We start from the raw sequence: 18,785 nt of genomic DNA on the forward strand, positions 1-18,785 counted from the left end.
CCCCGGGGGGCGGTCTCACCCCTCCTGGTGACGTGCTGGAACGGCCCCGCTGCAGGGGCCCACGCCGAGCTCGCGAGGCGTGGGGGGCAGCGGGGTCCTTCAACCGCAGATGGCGCCGTTCGCCGCGGAGCCCACCAGCTTGGCGTACTTGCCGAGGACGCCGGTGGTGTAGCGCGGGGGCAGCGGCGCCCAGTCCGCGCGGCGGCGGGCCAGCTCGTCGTCGTCGACCTGCAGGTCCAGCGTGCGGGTGGTGAGGTCCAGCCGGACCGGGTCGCCGTCGCGGACCAGCGCGATCGGGCCGCCCTCGGTGGCCTCCGGCGCGACGTGGCCGATGCACAGGCCGGTGGTGCCGCCGGAGAACCGGCCGTCGGTGAGCAGCAGGACGTCCTTGCCCAGCCCCGCGCCCTTGATCGCGCCGGTGACGGCGAGCATCTCGCGCATGCCCGGGCCGCCCTTGGGCCCCTCGTAGCGGATGACGACGACGTCGCCGGCCTGCAGCGTGCCCTCGGTGACGGCGTCCATGGCGCCCTGCTCGCCGTCGAAGACCCGCGCGGTGCCCTCGAAGACGTCGCGGTCGAAGCCGGCCGACTTCACCACGGCGCCCTCCGGCGCCAGCGAGCCGTGGAGGATCGTGAGGCCGCCGGTCCGGTGGATCGGCTGGGACATCGCGTGGATGATCGCGCCGTCGGGGTCCGGCGGGGCGATCTCGGCGAGGTTCTCGGCCATCGTCCTCCCCGTCACGGTGAGCGTGTCGCCGTGCAGCAGGCCTGCGTCGAGCAGCGCGCGCAGGACGACCGGGACGCCGCCGATGCGGTCGACGTCGGTCATGACGTACCGGCCGAACGGCTTGACGTCGGCCAGGTGCGGCGTGCGGTCGCCGATCCGGTTGAAGTCGTCGAGGGTGAGCTCGACCTGCGCCTCGTGCGCGATGGCCATGAGGTGCAGGACCGCGTTGGTGGAGCCGCCCAGCGCCATGACCACGGTGATCGCGTTCTCGAACGCCTGCTTGGTCATGATCTGCCGCGCGGTGATGCCCTTGCGCAGCAGGTTCACCACGGCCTCGCCGGAGGCGACGGCGAAGGCGTCGCGGCGGCTGTCGGGCGCCGGCGGGGCGGCGCTGCCGGGCAGGCTCATGCCCAGCGCCTCGGCCACGCTGGCCATGGTGTTGGCGGTGTACATGCCGCCGCAGGAGCCCATGCCGGGGCAGGCGGCCCGCTCGACGGCGGCCAGCTCGTCCTGGGTGATCAGCCCGCGGGCGCAGGCGCCGACGGCCTCGAAGACGTCGATGATCGTCAGGTCGTCGCGGTCGCCGAGCTTCCCCGGCAGCGTCGAGCCCGAGTAGAGGAAGACGCTGGCGAGGTCCAGCCGGGCGGCGGCCATGAGCATGCCGGGCAGGGACTTGTCGCAGCCGGCGAGCAGCACCGAGCCGTCGAGCCGCTCGGCGAACATCACCGTCTCCACCGAGTCGGCGATGACCTCGCGGCTGACCAGCGAGGCGCGCATGCCCTCGTGGCCCATGGAGATGCCGTCGGAGACCGAGATGGTGCCGAACTCCAGCGGGAACCCGCCGGCGGCGTGCACGCCCTCCTTGGCCCGCTTGGCCAGCCGGTCCAGCGAGAGGTTGCACGGGGTGATCTCGTTCCACGACGAGGCCACGCCGATCTGCGGCTTGTCCCAGTCGTCGTCGCCCATGCCGACGGCGCGCAGCATCGCCCGGGCCGGGGCCCTGGTGATGCCGTCGGTCACCTCGCGGCTGCGCGGCTTGACGTCGGCGGTGGTGCGGGGGTCGTCCACGGTCGTCACGCCGCGAGCGTAGGCGCGCTCCCGGGGCGCTCCCAGACGCCGTCGATACTGGTACCGACACCACCACCCGGGAGCCGCCGTGTCCGCCACCGCCCGCCGGGAGCTCGGCGAGTTCCTGCGCTCGCGCCGCTCCCAGGTCGACCCGCGCGACACCGGCCTGCCCTCCGGCGGCCCCCGGCGCACGCCGGGGCTGCGCCGCGAGGAGGTCGCGCTGCTGTCCGGGGTGAGCTCCACCTGGTACACGTGGCTGGAGCAGGGCCGCGACATCCGCCCGTCCCGCCAGGTGGTCGACGCGCTCGCCCGCACGCTGCGCATGACGCCGGCCGAGCACGGCTACGTGCTGCGGCTGACCGGCCACGGCGGCGCCGCCCCCGGCGACCCCGGCCGCGGGATGCCCGGCCACGTGCAGCGCCTGCTGGACGCGCTGGGCCCCTCCCCCGCCTACGCGATCACCGCCGACTGGTGGATCGCCGGGTGGAACCGCGCTTACGAGCGCTTCTACCCCGGGGTGGCCGCCGCCCCCGCGGACCGGCGCAACCTGCTGGAGCTGGTGTTCACCGACCCGGCGGTGCGGGCGCTGCTGGCGGACTGGGCCGGGGACAGCCGGCGGTTCCTCACCCAGTTCCGCGCCGAGGTGGGCCCGCGGCTGGCCGACCCGGCGGTCGTCGACCTCGTCGCCCGGCTCGAGGCGGCCAGCCCGGAGTTCCGCGCCGGGTGGGCCAGCCGCGACGTCGACCGGTTCAGCTCCGCGGAGCGCCGCTTCGAGCACCCCGAGGTGGGCAGCCTGCTGCTCGAGCACCACCAGCTCACGCCCGCCGACTCCCCCGGGCTGCAGCTGGTCGTCTACACCGCGGCCGAGGGCAGCGAGAGCGCCGGGCGGCTGCGCGCGCTCGCGGGCTAGGCGGCCGGCGGCGCGGGGACGTCGAAGCGGCCGCCGGACCACCCCGCCAGCCGCGGCAGGTCGCGGGCGCGCAGGACCGGCAGCCGCACCTCCCCGCCGCCGGCGGTGACCAGCACCAGCCGGGCGTTGCGGCCCACCCGGATGCCGGCGAGGTCGTCCCAGGGCACCCGGCGCTGCCCGAGCAGCCCGCGCGTGGTGATCGCCTCCTCGTCCACGTCGACGCCCACCCGCAGCACCCAGACCGCCGCCAGCAGCGGCAGCAGCAGGACCAGCGCGGCCCACGGCGAGGCGGCGGCGAAGGGCAGCACGCAGACGGCGAGGAAGACGACGGGGAGCAGCGCGACCCGGCTCAGCCGCATGCGCGCGAGGGTTGCCACGTCCCCATGATCCCGCGCCGCCGGACCACGTCTCCGGGGTCCGGCGTCAGTAGTCGCCGACGACGTCGGTCAGGGGCTCCCCGGCCAGCACCCGGCGCAGCTGCGCGAGGACGGCGGCCTCCGCGCGGGCGGCGGTCTGCGGCACCGCCCCGCCCACGTGCGGGGTGAGCAGCAGTCCCGGCGCCGACCACAGCGGGTGCCCCTCGGGCAGCGGCTCCGGCTCGGTGACGTCGAGCGCGGCGCGCAGCCGGCCCGCGGTCAGCTCGGCGACCAGCGCGTCGGTGTCGACGACGACCCCGCGCGCGGCGTTGACCAGCAGCGCGCCGTCCTTCATCGCGGCGAGGAACTCCGCGTCGACCAGGCCGGTGGTCTCCGGGGTCACCGGCACGACGAGGACGACGACGTCGGCGCCGGGCAGCAGCCGCGGCAGCTCGTCGGTGCCGTGGACGCCGTCGCGGGCGCTGCGCGCGACGTAGGTCAGCTCGACGTCGAAGCCGGACATCATGGCGCCGATCCGGCGGCCGATGTCCCCGGCGCCGACGACGAGCACCCGCGCCCCGACCAGCGACGAGAACGTCCCCGGGCTCCACCGGCCGGCGTCCTGCGCGCGGACCAGGTCGGGCAGGCCGCGCTGGGCGGCCAGCGTCGCGGCCAGCACCCACTCGGCCGTCGAGGGCGTGTGCGCGCCGCGGGCGTTGCACAGCACGACGCCCTCGGGCAGCCGGCCGACGAACCGCTCGGCGCCGGCGCTGAGCAGCTGGACCAGCCGCAGCCGTGGGACCGCGGCGAGCAGGTCGTCGTCCGGGCCGCCGCCGCTGCGGGGCACCCACACCTGGGCCCGCGCGGCCTCCTCCGGCGGCGGCCCGTCCGGGTCGGCGCGGACGGCGCGCACGCGCGGGGACAGCGCCTCCACCGCCGCGACCATCGCCCGCGAGGGCACCAGGACGGTCAGGGTCTCGTCGGGGCCGACGACGTCGGTGCCGCGGATCTCGGGAGCCACGGCCCCCGACCCTAGGAGGCGCCGGCGGCGACCTCCGGGCCGGGAACCGCCTGCGGCGCGAGGCCCTGGGCGGTGGCGATCCGCGCGTCCTCGGGCCGGACCACCGACAGCTGGGTGGACTCCGGCGGCAGCACCGTCTGGAACAGCCAGTCGGCCGCGACCCGCACCCGGTTGGCCATCGCCGGCATCGCGTAGAGGTGGTAGCCGCGGGTGACGACCTTGGCCAGCGGCCCGGTCAGCGGCACCCCCAGCGGCCGGGCCACGGCGTCCCAGCCGCCGAGGTCGGCGACCAGGCCGAGGTCGCGGTGCCGGTACCGGCGGGGCCGGCCGACGCCGAGGCTGGCGGCGACGTTCCGGCCGAGGACGGCGCCCTGCCGCTGGGCGTGCTGCGCCGTCGGCGGGGTGTCCGGCAGCTCGCCGTCCTGCTCCCCGGCGGCGAGGTCGGGGACGGCGGCCGCGTCGCCCGCGGCCCACACGCCGGCCACGCCCGGGACGGCGAGGTCGGGGTCGACGGCGAGCCGGCCCCGCCGCAGCGGCAGCCCCAGCCGGCCGACCAGCGGGTGCGCGACGACCCCGGCGCCCCACACCAGCGTGCGGGTCGGGATCGTGTCGCCGTCGGTGAGGACGACGGCGTCCTCGTCGGCCGAGACCACCGAGGTGCGGAGCCGGACGTCGACGCCGCGGCGGGCGAGCACGTCCAGCGCGCGGCGGCCGAGCTCGGGGCCCAGCTCCGGCAGCACCGCGGGCGCGAGGTCGACGAGGACCCACCGCACCTCGGCGGCGCGGGTGCGGTCCCACCGGCCCTCGATCCGGCGCAGCCAGCGCTGGGTCTGGGCGACCACCTCGGTGCCGGTGTAGCCCGCGCCGACGGCGACCACGGTGAGCCGCGCGGCGCGCTCGGCCCGGCCGGCCGGGGTGTCGGGCAGGGCGTCGGCGAGGTCGAGCTGCTCGAGCAGGTGGTCGCGGAGGAACACCGCCTCGACCAGGGTCTTGAGCGCCCGGCCGTGCTCGGGGACGCCGGGGACGGGCACCTGGCGGGTCACCGCGCCGGGCGTGAGCAGGAGCCGGTCCCACGACATCGCCGTCGGGGTCCCGTGCGCGGGCCGCAGCGTGAGCGAGCGCGCGGCCAGGTCGACGTCCTCGACCCGGCCCAGGACCAGGCGCACCCGGGGCAGCAGCCGCCGCAGCGAGACCGCGATGTGCCGCGCCTCGACCACGCCGGTGGCCACCTCGGGCAGCAGGGGGCTGTAGAGCAGGTAGTCCGTCGGCGTGACCAGGACCAGGTCGGCGGCGTCCGGCGGGAGCAGCCGCTGCAGCCTGCGCAGGGCGGTGAGCCCGGCGAAGCCGCCGCCGATCGTGACCACCCGCGGCCGCCCGCCGCCGTCTCCCGCGATCCGCATGCCGGCCTCCGCTGCTCGCCCGGGTGAGGTCGGCAACCTACCGGGGACCGGCACTGCTCCGGGGCGCTGCGCGCGTGCCGGACGGCGCCCGGCGTGCGGCTGCCGGCGGCGTTCCGCCCGTACTGTGGAGCGGGTGAGGCGGCAGGGGGGACGGCGCGGCGCCGCGGCGGCCTGCGCGGTCGCCCTGGCGCTCGTGCTCGCCGGCTGCGGCGAGGACGGCTACGAGCCGGCCGGGCCGTTCCGGCCACTGCCCGAGGGGGCCCCGCCCGAGGTCGGGCCGCCCACCGAGTCCTCCCCCGCGCCCTCGCCCGGCGACCCGGCCGACCCCGGCTCCGGCTCCACCGCCGGCGACCCGAACGTCGTCGCCACCGACCTGGTCGTGCCCACCGGGCTGGTCGTGCTGCCCGACGGCAGCGCGGTCGTGGGCGAGCGCGAGACCGGCCGGCTGCTGCACGTCTTCCCCGACCGCTCGCCGGCGCAGGAGCTCATGGTCCTGCCCGGCGTCGACACCGGCGGCGACGGCGGGCTGCTCGGCCTGGCGCTGTCCCCCACGTTCGACGAGGACGGGCTGTTCTACGCCTACGTCTCGACGGCCACCGACAACCGCGTCGTCCGCTTCCCGCTCGGCGGCACCCCGAACCCGGTGCTCACCGGCATCCCCCGCGGCGAGGTGCACAACGGCGGCGGGCTCGCCTTCGCCCCCGACGGCACCCTGTTCGTCGGCACCGGCGACACCGGCAACCCGGCGCTGGCGCAGGACCCCGCCTCGCTCGGCGGCAAGGTGCTGCACGTCGACGTGTTCGGCCAGCCCGCGACCGCCTCGGGCCCGGTCCACAGCCGCGGTTTCTCCGACGTCACGGCGGTCTGCCCGTCCGGCGACGAGGCGGGCACGCTCTACGCCGTCGACGAGTCCACCGCCGGGCCCGACGAGCTCAACGAGCTGGTGCAGGGCAGCGACCACGGCTGGCCGGCCGCCGGCCCCGGGACGATCGCGCCGGTGTTCGAGGTCGGCAACGCCGAGGGCGGCCTGGGCGGCTGCACCGCGGCGGGGACCACGGTGTTCCTCGGCGCGCTCGACGGCCAGCGGGTGCACGTCGTCCAGCTCGACGGCGACGGCGGGATCAGCGAGGACCCGACCGAGCTCATCAGCGGGCGCTACGGCCGGCTGCGCACCGTCGTCCTCGACGGCGAGGGCGGGCTGTGGGTGACCACGTCCAACCGGGACGGCGTCGGCGCCCCCGCCGAGGACGACGACAAGGTGCTGCGGATCCTGCCGCCGTCGTCGACCGGCTCCTCCCCCGTGTGAGGCGGCACCCCCGCGGACCTCCGCGGGGGTGCCCGGCATCAGCTGCCGAGGACGCGCTCCTCGAGCATCCGCCGCACGGTCGGGGCGTCGGCCTGGCCGCGGGTGGCCTTCATGACCTGCCCGACCAGCGCGCCGAGCGCCTGGACCTTGCCCGAGCGCACCTTCTCCACGACGTCGGGGGCGCCGGCGATCGCGGCCTCGACGGCGGCGACGAGCTCGTCGGACTCCCCCATCACCGCCAGGCCGCGGGCCTCGACGACGGCGCGCGGGTCGCCCTCGCCGGCCAGGACGCCGTCGAGCGCCTGCCGGGCCAGCTTGTCGTTGACCGTGCCCTCGGCGACCAGCGTCGTGAGCTCGGCGACCTGGGCCGGGGTGACGGCGAGGTCGGCGAGCTCGACGCCGGCGTCGTTGGCCCGGCGGGCGAGCTCGCCCAGCCACCACTTGCGGGCGTCGGCCGGCGTGGCGCCGGCGGCGACGGTCTGCTCGACCAGCCCGAGCGCCCCGGCGTTGACCAGCCAGGTCATCTCGGTGGCCGACAGGCCCCACTCCTCCTGCAGCCGGCGGCGGCGGGCTGCGGGCAGCTCGGGCAGCCCGGCGGCCAGCTTCTCCACCCACTCGGCGTCGGGCGCGAGCGGCACGAGGTCGGGCTCGGGGAAGTACCGGTAGTCGGTCGCCTCCTCCTTGCTGCGGCCCGGCGAGGTGCTGCCGGTGTCCTCGTGGAAGTGCCGGGTCTCCTGCAGCACCCGCCCGCCGGCGTCGAGGACGGCGGCCTGGCGGCGCATCTCGTAGCGCACCGCCCGCTCCACCGACCGCAGCGAGTTGACGTTCTTGGTCTCGGTGCGGGTGCCCCACTCCAGGCTGCCGATCGGCGCCAGTGAGGTGTTCACGTCGCAGCGCAGGCTGCCCTGCTCCATCCGCACGTCCGAGGCGCCGAGGGTCTGGATGATCTCGCGCAGCTCGGTGACGTAGGCGCGGGCGACCTCGGGGGCCTTCGCGCCGGCGCCCGCGACGGGCCGGGTGACGATCTCCACCAGCGGGATGCCGGCCCGGTTGAAGTCGACCAGGGAGTGGTCGGCGCCGTGGATGCGGCCGGTGGCGCCGCCGACGTGCAGGTTCTTGCCGGTGTCCTCCTCGAGGTGCACCCGCTCGATCTCCACGCGGTAGGTCTCGCCGTCGACCTCGACGTCGAGGTGCCCGGCGGTGCACAGCGGCTCGTCGTACTGGCTGGTCTGGAAGCCCTTCGGGATGTCCGGGTAGAAGTAGTTCTTCCGGGCGAAGCGCGACCAGGACGCGATCCGGCAGCCGAGGGCCAGGCCGATCCGGATGGTCGACTCGACGGCGGCGGCGTTGGCCACCGGCAGCGAGCCGGGCAGGCCGAGGCAGACCGGGCAGGTCTGGGTGTTGGGCTCGGCGCCGAACGTCGTCGAGCAGCCGCAGAACATCTTCGACTCGGTGCCCAGCTCGACGTGGGTCTCCAGGCCGATCACCGGCTCGTAGCGGGTGAGGACGTCGTCGAAGTCGACGAGGGACTCGGTCACGGGGTGGGCCCTCCCTTCGGGGTGGTGCTGCGGCCGGTGACCCAGGCACCGAGGCCGGTCAGCACGCCCAGGACGATGAAGACGGCGAAGACGGCCCGGCCGGTGGTCAGCCACAGCACCAGTCCGGCGAGGATGACGAACGCGGTCAGCCCCCAGGCGGCCTTGAGCGCGCCGTTCACGCGGCACGCTCCGGGAGCCGGTCGGCGAGCGGCGCGCCCTGGGCGGCCTCGACGGCGGCGGCGACGCGGTAGCAGCGGTCGTCGGACAGTGCCGGCGCCATCACCTGCAGGCCGACCGGCAGCCCCTCGGACAGCCCGCACGGCACCGAGATGGCCGGGACGCCGGCCAGGCTCGCGGGCAGCGTGCACAGGTCGGCGGCGTACATGGCCAGCGGGTCGTCGACGCGGGCGCCCAGCGGCCAGGCCACCGTCGGGCTGGTCGGGCTGACCAGCACGTCGACGCCGCCGTCGAAGGCGGCGGAGAAGTCGCGGGTGATCAGCGAGCGGACCTTCTGCGCCTGGCCGTAGTAGGCGTCGTAGTAGCCCGCCGACAGCGCGTAGGTGCCGAGGATGATCCGGCGCTTGACCTCGGCGCCGAAGCCCTGCTCGCGGGTGAGCGCCATGACCTCGTCGATGTCGCGGGTGCCGTCGTCGCCGACCCGGATGCCGAACCGCATGCCCTCGAACCGGGCCAGGTTCGACGACGCCTCGCTCGGCGCGATCAGGTAGTACGCCGGCAGCGCCAGCCCGAACGAGGGGCAGGACACCTCGCGCACCTCGGCGCCGGCGGCCTCCAGCAGCGCGACCGCCTCGGCGAACCGCTCGAGCACGCCCGCGTCGTAGCCCTCGCGCGCGCCCTCGCCGCCCAGCTCCCGGACGACGCCGACCCGCAGGCCGGACAGGTCGCCGCCGGCGCCGCGGCGGGCGGCCTCGACGACGGTGGGCACCGGGGCGTCGATGCTCGTGGAGTCGCGCGGGTCGTGGCCGCCGATCGCCTCGTGCAGCAGGGCGGCGTCCATGACCGTACGGGCCATCGGGCCGGCCTGGTCCAGGCTGGAGGAGAACGCGATCAGGCCGTAGCGGGACACCGAGCCGTAGGTGGGCTTGTGGCCGACCAGGCCGGTGACCGCGGCGGGCTGGCGGATCGAGCCGCCGGTGTCGGTGCCGAGCGCGAACGGGGCGAGCCGGCCGGCGACCGCGGCGCTGGAGCCGCCCGACGAGCCGCCGGGGATGCGGTCGCGGTCCCACGGGTTGCGGGTGACCTGGTACGCGGAGTTCTCGGTGGACGAGCCCATCGCGAACTCGTCCATGTTGGTCTTGCCGAGCAGCACCGTGCCGGCCTCGTGCAGCCGGGTGGCGACGGTGGCCGAGTACGGCGGGCGCCAGCCCTCGAGGATCCGCGAGCCGCTGGTGGTGGGCACGCCCTCGGTGACGAAGACGTCCTTGAGCGCCACCGGGATGCCGGCCAGGCCGGTGCCGGCGGTGCCCGAGGCGTCGATCTCGCCGGCCCGCTGCAGCGCGGCCTCGGCGTCGACGTGCAGGTAGGCGCCGAGGTCGCCGTCCTCGGCGGCGATCCGGTCCAGGTGGGCGCGGGTGACCTCGACGGCGGAGGTCTCGCCGGCGGCGAGCGCGCTCTGCAGCGCGGTGACCGGCAGCGCGGTGAGGTCGCTCACTCCTCCTCCCCCAGGATGCGCGGCACGCGGAAGCGGTCGTCCTCGGCGGCGGGCGCGCCGGCCAGGACGGCGTCGCGCGGCAGGCACGGGGTGGCGACGTCGTCGCGCAGCACGTTGGTCAGCGGGACGGCGTGGGTCATCGGGGCGACGTCCTCGACGTCGGCGCGCTGCACCTGGGCCACCGCGTCGAGGACCGCGCCCAGCTGGCCGGCGAAGCGGTCGAGCTCCTCGTCGGTGACGGCCAGCCGGGCCAGTCGCGCGAGGTGCGCGATGTCCTGGCGGCCGAGGGCGGGTGACGCTCCGCGGTCGGGCGTGGTGGGGCTCATGCTCGGGGAGGACTCCTGTCGTCGGCGCCGGCCGGCGCCAGGGACGCAACCTGTTCACTGTACGTGGGGCGGGTGCGGGGCCGGTCCGGCCGGGCGCGGTGCTCGACCGCGGGCCGCGCATGCGGGAAGCTGCTGCGACCACGATCGACGGAGATCGGCTCACCTCGTCGCCTGCGGAGGCACCCGTGTCCTATCTCCTGCGCCTGGTCGTGCCCGACCGCCCCGGTCTGCTCGGCGCCGTGGCCACCGCCCTGGGCACGGCGGGCGTCGACATCGTCTCGCTCGACGTGCTCGAGCGCGGCAACGGTGTCGCCGTCGACGACGTCGTGGTCGACCTCCCGCCCGGCCGGCTCCCCGACAGCCTGATCACCGCCGTGCAGTCGGTGCCCGGCGTGCAGGTGGAGGCGCTGCGCCCGTTCGCCGGGCCGCTGGACACCCACCGCGAGCTCGACCTGCTCGAGGGGCTGGCCCGGGCCGCCGAGGGCACCGCGGTCAAGCTGCTGGCCGCGGAGCTCCCGCGGGTGTTCCACAGCGGCTGGGCCGCGGTGCTGCACGCCGGCGACGACGGCGGCTGCGAGGCGCTGGCCGCCTCCGACGCGGCGCCGGCGTTCGAGGGCATGCGGCTGCCGTGGCTGCCGCTGGCCTCGCCCCGGCTGCTGCCCAGCGAGGACGACTGGCTGCCCGAGCGCTGGCGGGACCTGGCCGTCGAGATGATGGCCGCGCCCTTCGGCGACCCGCGCACCGCCGTCGTCCTGGGGCGCTCGGGCGGGCCCGCCTACCGCCGCTCCGAGCTGCTGCGGCTGACCCACCTGACCGGGATCGCGGCGAGCGTCGCCCACCTGCCGCCGGCCTGACTCACTCCCCCGCCGGCTCACTCCCCGCCGGCTCGCTCCCGTCGCCGATGGTCGCGGCGGCGCGGGCGGCCTCGGGCCCCTGCTCGAGCAGCACGCGCAGGCCGTCGTCGTCGAGGATCGGCGCCTTGACCTGCACGGCCTTGTCGTACTTGCTGCCGGGGTCGGCACCGACCACCACGAACCCGGTCTTCTTCGACACCGAGCCGGTCACCTTGCCGCCGCGCTCCTGGATCGCGGCGATCGCCTGGTCGCGGCTGTAGTCCCGCAGCGAGCCGGTGACGACGACGGTGACGCCGGTCAGCGGCCCGGGCGGGGCGTCCTCGCCGGCGTCGGCCAGCTTCACGCCGGCCCGGCGCCACTTCTCCACGACCTCGCGGTGCCAGTCGACGGCGAACCAGTCGCGCACCGAGCGGGCGATGGTGGGGCCCACGCCGTCGGCGGCGGCGAGCTCCTCCTCCGACGCCTCGGCGATCCGGTCCAGCGAGCGGAAGTCCCGGGCCAGCGCCTGCGCGGCGGTCGGGCCGACGTGCCGGATCGACAGCGCGACCAGCACCCGCCACAGCGGGACGTCCTTGCGCACCTGCAGGTTGGCCAGCAGCCGCTGCCCGTTCGCCGACAGGGTGCCGTCCTTCTTCGTGAAGAAGGACGTGCGGCAGAGCTTCTCCTCGGTCAGGTCGAAGACGTCGCCCTCGTCCTCGAGCAGGTGCTCGGCCAGCAGCGCGACCGCGGCCTCGTAGCCGAGCACCTCGATGTCGAAGGCCCCGCGCCCGGCGACGTGGAACACCCGCTCCCGCAGCTGCGCGGGGCAGGACCGCGCGTTGGGGCAGCGGATGTCGGCGTCGCCCTCCTTCTCGTGCCGCAGCTCGGTGCCGCACTCGGGGCAGTGCGTCGGCATGACGAACTCGCGCTCGTCGCCGGTGCGCGCGGCGACCACCGGCCCGAGGACCTCGGGGATGACGTCGCCGGCCTTGCGGATGACGACGGTGTCGCCGATGAGCACCCCCTTGCGCTTGACCTCGCTGGCGTTGTGCAGCGTGGCCAGCTGCACGGTGGAGCCCGCGACCTTGACCGGCTCCATGTAGGCGAACGGCGTCACGCGGCCGGTGCGCCCGACGTTGACCCGGATGTCGAGGAGCTCGGTGGTGGCCTCCTCCGGCGGGTACTTGAACGCGGTCGCCCACCGCGGCGCCCGCGAGGTGGACCCCATCCGCCGCTGCAGGGCGATCTGGTCGACCTTGACGACGACGCCGTCGATCTCGTGCTCCACCGAGTGCCGCTGCTCGCGGTAGCGCTCGATGTAGGCCCGGACGCCCTCGAGGTCGTCGACCACCTCGAAACGGTCGCTGGTGGGCAGGCCGAGCTCCCGCAGCCGGGCGTAGGCCTCGGACTGGTTCTCCGGCTGCCAGCCGTCGTGCACGCCGAGCCCGTGCACGATCATCCGCAGCGGCCGGGAGGCGGTGATCCGCGGGTCCTTCTGCCGCAGCGAGCCGGCGGCGGCGTTGCGCGGGTTGGCGAACGGGGCCTTGCCCTGCTCGACCATGCTCGCGTTGAGGTCGGCGAAGGCGGCGACCGGGAAGTAGATCTCCCCCCGGACCTCCAGCTGCGCGGGGAGGTCCTCGCCGGTCAGCTGCTGCGGGACGTCCTGCATGGTGCGGACGTTGGCGGTGACGTCCTCGCCGGTGACGCCGTCGCCCCGCGTGGCGGCGCGGACCAGACGCCCGCGCTCGTAGAGCAGCGCGACCGCCAGGCCGTCGATCTTGAGCTCGCACAGGTAGCGGGCGCCGGTGCCGACCTCGCGCTCCACCCGGGCGGCCCAGGCCGCCAGCTCGTCGCTGTCGAAGACGTTGTCCAGGCTCTGCATGCGCTCGAGGTGCTGCACCGGCGCGAAGGTGGCGGCGAACCCGCCGTTGACCTTCTGGCTCGGCGAGTCCGGCGTCACCAGCGCCGGGTGCGCCGCCTCGACGGCCTTGAGCTCCCCCATGAGCGCGTCGTACTGCCCGTCGCTGACCAGCGGCTCGTCGCGCACGTAGTACGCGAAGGCGTAGCGGTCGAGCTCCTCGGACAGGTCGCGGTGACGCGTGCGCGCGTCGTCGGGGACCTCGGTGAGGTCCTCCCGGTCGGCGACCGCGGCGACCTGCGGGGTGTCCAGCTCGGCGTCCGTGCTCACGCGGGCACGGTATCCGCCGGGTGTGACTCCGACGCCGGTCCGCCCGATCGGGTGTCGGTCACTCGGGCAGCAGGTACCGCGCGGCCTCGCGGACGTGGGCCATCGCCGCCCGCGCGTGGGCGGGGCTGGCGCCGGCCAGGCCGCACGCCGGGGTGAGGGTGACCGCCTCGTGCAGCGTCTCGGCCGGGAAACCGAGCTCGCGCCACCAGGCGCGCAGCCGCGAGGCGGTGGCCTTCGGCGCGGGTAGCGGCGCGTCGGTCCCGGGGACGACGCCGGGCAGCAGGTGGGTGCCGGCCTCGACGGCGGCGCCGACGGCGTCGAGGTCCTGGACCAGCCCGAGGTCGAACGACAGCCCGGCCGCGCCCGCGGCGCGCAGCAGGTCCAGCGGCGCCCGGTTCGCGCAGCAGTGCACGACCACGGGGCCGGGCAGCGCGGCCACGACGGCGGCGAGCTCCGCCTCGACGTCGGGCGCGGCGACGGCGGGCAGCCGGCCGAAGCCGCTGGCCGTCGGCAGCGCGCCCTGCAGGACCGCCGGCAGCGAGGGCTCGTCGAGCTGGACGACGACCTCCGCGCCGGGCACCCGCGCGGTCACGGCGGCGACGTGCGCGGCGATGCCCTCGGCCAGCGACTGCCCGAGGTCGCGCCGGGCCCCGGCGTCGACGACGGCCCGCTCGCCGCGCTCCCGCTCGAGACCGGCGGCCAGCGTCCACGGCCCCGCGGCCTGCACCTTGAACGGGCCGCGGTGGTCGCCGGCGACGTCGTGGAGGGCGTCGAGGTCGCGGGCGAGGAACTCCTGCGCGCGGCGCAGGTCCCGGCCGGGGCGCGGCACGAGGCGCCAGCCGGCGGGGGTCAGGTCGACGGCGAGGTCGACGAGGAGGGCGGCACTGCGGCCGAGCAGGTCGGCACCCGCGCCGCGGGCGGGCAGCTCGGGCAGGTGCGGCAGGCCGGGCAGCTCACCGAGGACGACCCGCAGGGCCTCGGCCGGATCGGTGCCGGGCAGCGATCCGACGCCCGAGGCCGGCCCCCACGGTGCGGGAGCCGGCCTCGGGTCGGTGCTGGTCGGGTCGGGCTCGGTCGGGGTGGCCACGGCGGCGACGGTAGTACCGTCGCCGCCGCGACCGGCCGGGCCCGGGGTGGTGCGGTCGGTCAGACGGCCGTGCTGTGGTTCGCGGGCGGCGGGCTGACCGGGGAGCGGGTCGCGAAGTACGCGACCAGTGCGTCGACGTCGAACGGACCGGTGGCGACGTTCGTGCCGCCGGTGAAGGCGGTGAAGCCGTCACCGCCGCCGACGAGGAACGAGTTGGCCACGACGCGGTACTCCTGCGTCGGCACGAGCGGCGTCCCGTTGAGCGTGATCGACGAGTCGATCACCCGCTCGCCGTAGGGCAGGTCCAGGTCGTAGGTGTAGGCGAAGCCCTGCGAGGTGCCCAGGATCAGCTGGCTGTTGCGCGGCCCGGCGCTCTGGGCCTGGAACTGCTGCTCGAGGACGTCGTCGATCTGGGCGCCGGTCAGCGTCAGGGCGTTGACCGTGTTGCCGAAGGGCTGGACGTCGAAGAGCTCGCCGTAGGTCACCTCGCCGGCGGCGATGTTGGTGCGCACCCCACCGGGGTTGGTGAAGCCGATGACCGGGCCGCCGAAGACCGGGTCGCTCAGCGCCTCGAGCTGGGCCTGGGCGACCAGGTTCACGATCGGCTGCTCGGTGGCCCGGTTGGCCGACCCGGAGGCGCCGATGGTCGCCGTCGCGCTGCCGACGACCCGGTTGCGGGCCTCGGCCGAGCGGCCGTTCCAGTAGTCGACGATCGACTGCACCTCGGGGTCGGTCGCCGTGCGCGTCACGGGGACGTTCGTCGCGGCGTAAGTGGCGCGCCGGTCGACGTCACCGGTGTTCGGGTTGATGGTCAGCCGGATGTCGGTGACCAGACGACCGTAGAAGCCGGCCTGGGTGACCAGCCGCGGCTCGCTGCCGCGCACCGGCAGCAGGCAGTTGTAGGTCTCGTGGCTGTGCGCGCTGACGATGAAGTCGACCTGCTTGTCCATGCGGGTGTTGAGGTCGACGATCGGGCCGGTCAGGCCGGTGCAGCCGTTGGCCGTGGGAGCCGCGGTGGGGTCGGTGACGTCGCCGCCCTCGTGGACCAGGACACCGATCGAGCGGATGCCCTGCTTCTTCAGCTCGTGCGTCCAGCGGTTGACGGCCTCGGCCTCGTCGATGAACCGGACGTCGGTGATGCCGGCCGGCGACACGATGGTCGGGGTCGTCTCGGTGACGACGCCGATCAGAGCGATCCTCTGGCCGCCCGCGACGTCGAAGACCTGGTACGGCGGCAGCATCGGCTCACCGGTCTCCCGGGAGATGACGTTGGCGGCCAGGTACGGGAACTCCGTGCCGTGGAAGGCGTGCTCGCCGGTCCCGAAGCAGCCGTCGACACCGGCGGCGACGCCCTCGCACGCCGTGACGTCGTCGGTGTGGCTGTCGTCGGTGGCGCCGGAGATGCGGCGCAGCTCCTCGGTGCCCCGGTCGAACTCGTGGTTGCCCACGGAGGACACGTCCAGGCCCATCGCGTTGAGGGCCTCGATCGTCGGCTCGTCCTTGTAGACGCTCGACTCGAACGGCGAGGCGCTCACCAGGTCACCGGCGCCGACGAAGAACGAGTCGGTCGAGCCGCCGTTCTGCCCGGCGAACCGTGCCTGCAGCGCGTCGACGGTGGCGGCGACGTGCGCGGCGCCGCCGACCGGGGTCGTGACGTCGTCGGTCGTGCCGTAGGCACCATCAGGACCGGGCGCGGTGGCCAGGGAGCCGTCGGCTCCGCCCTGCGGCGTGATCCGCCCGTGGAAGTCGTTCATCGCGATCAGCTGGACCGGGACGGACGGCCTGGGCGCGGCCTGGGCCGTGCTCGGGACGGCCACGAGACCGGCCGTGGTCGCCACCGCGACGGCGGCGGCGAGGGAGAAGCGCGTTGGGCGCAAGGAGTCCTCCGGAGGACATGCGGAACGGGCCACCGGGAGACGGCGGCCCGGGCGGGGGTGGTGAGCCGAGCTACGCAGCCGTGCTCGGGAAGTGGCTCGGACGACACCGTAGGTGACGGACCGTTCCGACACCAGGTCCTCCCGGTGACGATCGCGTGACGGGCGATCAGCCGGCGACGGTCCCCTGACCGAGCACCAGGTCGCCCCGCTCCGGGTCGGGCGCGTAGAGGACGGCCGACTGCCCGGGCGCGACGCCGCGCTGCGCCTCGTCGAGCGCGACGACCAGGCCGCCGTCGGGACCGGCGGTCACCGTGCACGGGACGGCGGTGGCGTGCGCCCGCAGCTGCACCTCCGCACGCAGCGGGAGCTCCGGGGCCGCCCCGGTCCACGTCGGCCGGCCGGTGCGCACCTCGGCGACGCCGGCGAGCTCGGCGGTCCCCACCGTCACGGTCCGGGAGACCGGCTCGATCGACAGCACGTAGCGCGGGCGCTGGTCGCCGACGGCGATGCCCAGCCCGCGCCGCTGCCCGACGGTGAACCCGTGCGTGCCCTCGTGCGTGCCGACGGTGGCGCCGGTGGCGGCGTCGACGACCGGCCCGGGCGCCGTCCCCAGCCGCCGGGTGAGGAAGCCGCGGGTGTCGCCGTCGGGGATGAAGCAGATGTCGTGCGAGTCGGGCTTGGTGGCGACGGCGAACCCGCGTTCGGCGGCCATCGCGCGCACCCGGTCCTTGGTCATCGAGCCCAGCGGGAACACCGCCCCCGCCAGCTGGCCGGGCGTGAGCACACCGAGCACGTAGGACTGGTCCTTGGCCGCGTCCACCGAGCGGCGCAGCCGGCCGTCCTCCAGCCGCGCGTGGTGGCCGGTGACGACGGCGTCGAAGCCCAGCGCCAGCGCCCGGTCGAGCACCGCGGTGAACTTGATCTTCTCGTTGCACCGCAGGCACGGGTTGGGCGTGCGCCCGGCGGCGTACTCGGCGACGAAGTCCTCGACGACGTCCTCGGTGAACCGCTTGGCGAGGTCCCAGACGTAGAACGGGATGCCGAGCTCGTCGGCGACCCGCCGGGCGTCGTGGGCGTCCTCGACGCTGCAGCAGCCGCGGGCGCCGCTGCGCAGCGTCTGCCGGTCCGGCGAGAGCGCGAGGTGCACCCCGGTGACGTCGTGGCCCGCGTCGACCGCCAGCGCCGCCGCGACCGCGCTGTCCACTCCCCCGCTCATCGCGGCGAGCACGCGCACGGCGCTACCTCCCCGCCCCGCGGGCGCGCTCGACCACGGGGGCGATCACGGCCAGCAGCGCGTCGACGTCGGCGTCGGTGCTCGGCGAGCCCAGGCTGAACCGCAGCGAGCTGCGGGCCCGCGCGGCGTCGGCGCCGACGGCGGTGAGCACGTGGCTGGGCCGGGCCACCCCGGCGCTGCACGCCGACCCGGTCGAGCACTCGATGCCGCGGGCGTCGAGCAGCATGAGCAGCGCGTCGCCCTCGGCACCGGGGAAGGACAGGTGCGCGTTGCCCGGCAGCCGGCCGGGCCCGCCGGCGACGACGTCGTCCAGCGGGGCGCCGTTGAGCTCGGCGTCGGGGACCTGCTCGAGCACCCCGGCCACCAGCCGGTCGCGCAGCGCGGCCAGCCGGGCGGCGCGCTCGGGCCGGGACCCGACGGCGGTGGTCGCGGCGACGGTGAGGCCGACGATGGCCGCCACGTCGAGGGTGCCCGAGCGGACGTCGCGCTCCTGGCCACCGCCGTGCAGCAGCGGCATGCACTCCGCGTCGCGGCGCAGCAGCAGCACGCCGGCGCCCATCGGGCCGCCGAGCTTGTGGCCGGTCATGGTGAGCGCGTCGACGCCGCTGGCGGCGAAGTCCACCGGCACCTGGCCGACGGCCTGCACCGCGTCGGTGTGCAGCGGCACCCCCGCCGCGTGGGCGACCTGCGCCAGCGCGGCGACGTCGCTGACCGTGCCGATCTCGTTGTTGGCCCACATGACGCTGGCCATCGCCACGTCGGAGCCGTCGCCCAGCGCCTCGGCCAGCGCCTCCGGCGTCACCCGCCCGGTGGGCTCCAGGCGCAGCCAGGTGACCTCCGCGCCCTCGTGCTTGGCCAGCCACTCGGCGCTGTCGAGGACGGCGTGGTGCTCGGCCGGGCTCACCACGAGCCGCCGCCGGCGCGAGTCGGCCTCCCGCCGCGCCCAGTACAGGCCCTTCACCGCGAGGTTGTCGCTCTCGGTGCCACCCCCGGTGAACAGCACCTCCGACGGGCGGGCACCCAGCGCCTCGGCCAGCCGCTCCCGGGACTGCTCGGCGGCCCGCCGCGCGGCGCGGCCGCTGGCGTGCAGCGAGGAGGCGTTGCCCACCCGGCCGAGCTGTTCCGTCATCGCGGCCAGGACCTCGGGGAGCACCGGCGTGGTCGCCGCGTGGTCGAGGTAGGTCACTCCGCCCAGGTTAGTCGCGCACGACGGACCCGCTCGGGTGACGCCGGTGACCCCGGG

The 18,785-nt window shown here is 76.0% G+C and carries 16 protein-coding genes; 3 read left to right on the plus strand and 13 right to left on the minus strand.

The features are described 5' to 3' along the window. Positions 1–99: 99 nt before the first annotated feature. Positions 100–1,803, minus strand: coding sequence for a dihydroxy-acid dehydratase (ilvD, locus tag ACI79B_RS04030; RefSeq protein WP_456929170.1), 1,704 nt, complete (start codon positions 1,801–1,803; stop codon positions 100–102). A gap of 79 nt (positions 1,804–1,882) precedes the next feature. Between ilvD and ACI79B_RS04035 the strand changes: the two genes are divergently transcribed. Beyond that, entirely contained in the window at positions 1,883–2,704 is an 822-nt protein-coding gene (locus ACI79B_RS04035) for a helix-turn-helix transcriptional regulator (RefSeq protein WP_456929169.1), read from the plus strand. Here ACI79B_RS04035 and ACI79B_RS04040 read toward each other — a convergent pair. From ACI79B_RS04040 to ACI79B_RS04050, 3 genes are read right to left on the minus strand one after another with little or no spacing between them, the layout of a single operon-like run. Continuing rightward, positions 2,701–3,081, minus strand: a complete 381-nt coding sequence (locus tag ACI79B_RS04040) for a PH domain-containing protein (RefSeq protein WP_456929168.1) — start codon at positions 3,079–3,081, stop codon at positions 2,701–2,703. The two genes, ACI79B_RS04035 and ACI79B_RS04040, sit on opposite strands and share 4 nt — an antisense overlap. Positions 3,082–3,127: 46 nt before the next feature. Further along, positions 3,128–4,081: a 2-hydroxyacid dehydrogenase gene (locus ACI79B_RS04045; RefSeq protein ID WP_456929167.1), complete on the minus strand. Its 954-nt coding sequence runs from the start codon at positions 4,079–4,081 to the stop codon at positions 3,128–3,130. Between the two features lie 11 nt (positions 4,082–4,092). Continuing rightward, positions 4,093–5,481 carry an NAD(P)/FAD-dependent oxidoreductase gene (locus ACI79B_RS04050; RefSeq protein WP_456929166.1) on the minus strand — a complete coding sequence of 463 codons (1,389 nt, stop codon included), beginning with the start codon at positions 5,479–5,481 and terminating at the stop codon, positions 4,093–4,095. A 133-nt stretch (positions 5,482–5,614) separates the two neighbouring features. Here ACI79B_RS04050 and ACI79B_RS04055 point away from each other — a divergent pair, with 133 nt between their 5' ends. Next, positions 5,615–6,787, plus strand: a complete 1,173-nt coding sequence (locus tag ACI79B_RS04055) for a PQQ-dependent sugar dehydrogenase (protein ID WP_456929165.1) — start codon at positions 5,615–5,617, stop codon at positions 6,785–6,787. 38 nt (positions 6,788–6,825) lie between these two features. Here the strand turns inward: ACI79B_RS04055 and gatB are convergent, their stop codons facing one another. Genes gatB through gatC form a run of 4 tightly spaced genes read right to left on the minus strand, consistent with a single transcriptional unit; the run spans position 6,826 to position 10,323 of the window. Then, complete coding sequence (gene gatB / locus ACI79B_RS04060) at positions 6,826–8,325, minus strand: Asp-tRNA(Asn)/Glu-tRNA(Gln) amidotransferase subunit GatB (RefSeq protein WP_456929164.1); 1,500 nt, start codon at positions 8,323–8,325, stop codon at positions 6,826–6,828. Continuing rightward, the gene (locus tag ACI79B_RS04065; RefSeq protein ID WP_456929163.1) at positions 8,322–8,504 is read right to left on the minus strand and encodes a hypothetical protein; all 183 of its coding nucleotides are present in this window, start codon (positions 8,502–8,504) and stop codon (positions 8,322–8,324) included. The genes gatB and ACI79B_RS04065 overlap by 4 nt, the downstream gene beginning before the upstream one ends. Further along, on the minus strand, positions 8,501–9,997 hold the full coding sequence (gene gatA / locus ACI79B_RS04070) for an Asp-tRNA(Asn)/Glu-tRNA(Gln) amidotransferase subunit GatA (RefSeq protein ID WP_456929162.1): 1,497 nt from the start codon (positions 9,995–9,997) through the stop codon (positions 8,501–8,503). Before gatA ends, ACI79B_RS04065 begins: the two co-directional genes overlap by 4 nt. Then, the gene (gatC, locus tag ACI79B_RS04075; protein ID WP_456929161.1) at positions 9,994–10,323 is read right to left on the minus strand and encodes an Asp-tRNA(Asn)/Glu-tRNA(Gln) amidotransferase subunit GatC; all 330 of its coding nucleotides are present in this window, start codon (positions 10,321–10,323) and stop codon (positions 9,994–9,996) included. Before gatC ends, gatA begins: the two co-directional genes overlap by 4 nt. Before the next feature lie 185 nt (positions 10,324–10,508). Between gatC and ACI79B_RS04080 the strand changes: the two genes are divergently transcribed. After that, complete coding sequence (locus ACI79B_RS04080) at positions 10,509–11,177, plus strand: ACT domain-containing protein (protein WP_456929160.1); 669 nt, start codon at positions 10,509–10,511, stop codon at positions 11,175–11,177. A gap of 1 nt (position 11,178) precedes the next feature. Here the strand turns inward: ACI79B_RS04080 and ligA are convergent, their stop codons facing one another. The 5 genes from ligA to ACI79B_RS04105 all read right to left on the minus strand — a co-directional run bounded on the left by ligA (position 11,179) and on the right by ACI79B_RS04105 (position 18,728). Beyond that, entirely contained in the window at positions 11,179–13,344 is a 2,166-nt protein-coding gene (ligA, locus tag ACI79B_RS04085; protein WP_456929159.1) for an NAD-dependent DNA ligase LigA, read from the minus strand. Between the two features lie 58 nt (positions 13,345–13,402). Continuing rightward, positions 13,403–14,431, minus strand: coding sequence for a methionine synthase (locus tag ACI79B_RS04090; RefSeq protein WP_456929158.1), 1,029 nt, complete (start codon positions 14,429–14,431; stop codon positions 13,403–13,405). A gap of 59 nt (positions 14,432–14,490) precedes the next feature. Beyond that, positions 14,491–16,308 (minus strand): bifunctional metallophosphatase/5'-nucleotidase, encoded by a 1,818-nt coding sequence (locus tag ACI79B_RS04095; protein ID WP_456929157.1) that lies wholly within the window; start codon positions 16,306–16,308, stop codon positions 14,491–14,493. Positions 16,309–16,474: 166 nt separating this feature from the next. After that, positions 16,475–17,542: a tRNA 2-thiouridine(34) synthase MnmA gene (gene mnmA / locus ACI79B_RS04100; protein ID WP_456929156.1), complete on the minus strand. Its 1,068-nt coding sequence runs from the start codon at positions 17,540–17,542 to the stop codon at positions 16,475–16,477. 4 nt (positions 17,543–17,546) lie between these two features. Next, on the minus strand, positions 17,547–18,728 hold the full coding sequence (locus ACI79B_RS04105; RefSeq protein ID WP_456929155.1) for a cysteine desulfurase family protein: 1,182 nt from the start codon (positions 18,726–18,728) through the stop codon (positions 17,547–17,549). Between the last annotated feature and the right edge of the window lie 57 nt (positions 18,729–18,785).

It is taken from the genome of Geodermatophilus sp. SYSU D00879, from assembly GCF_054050375.1.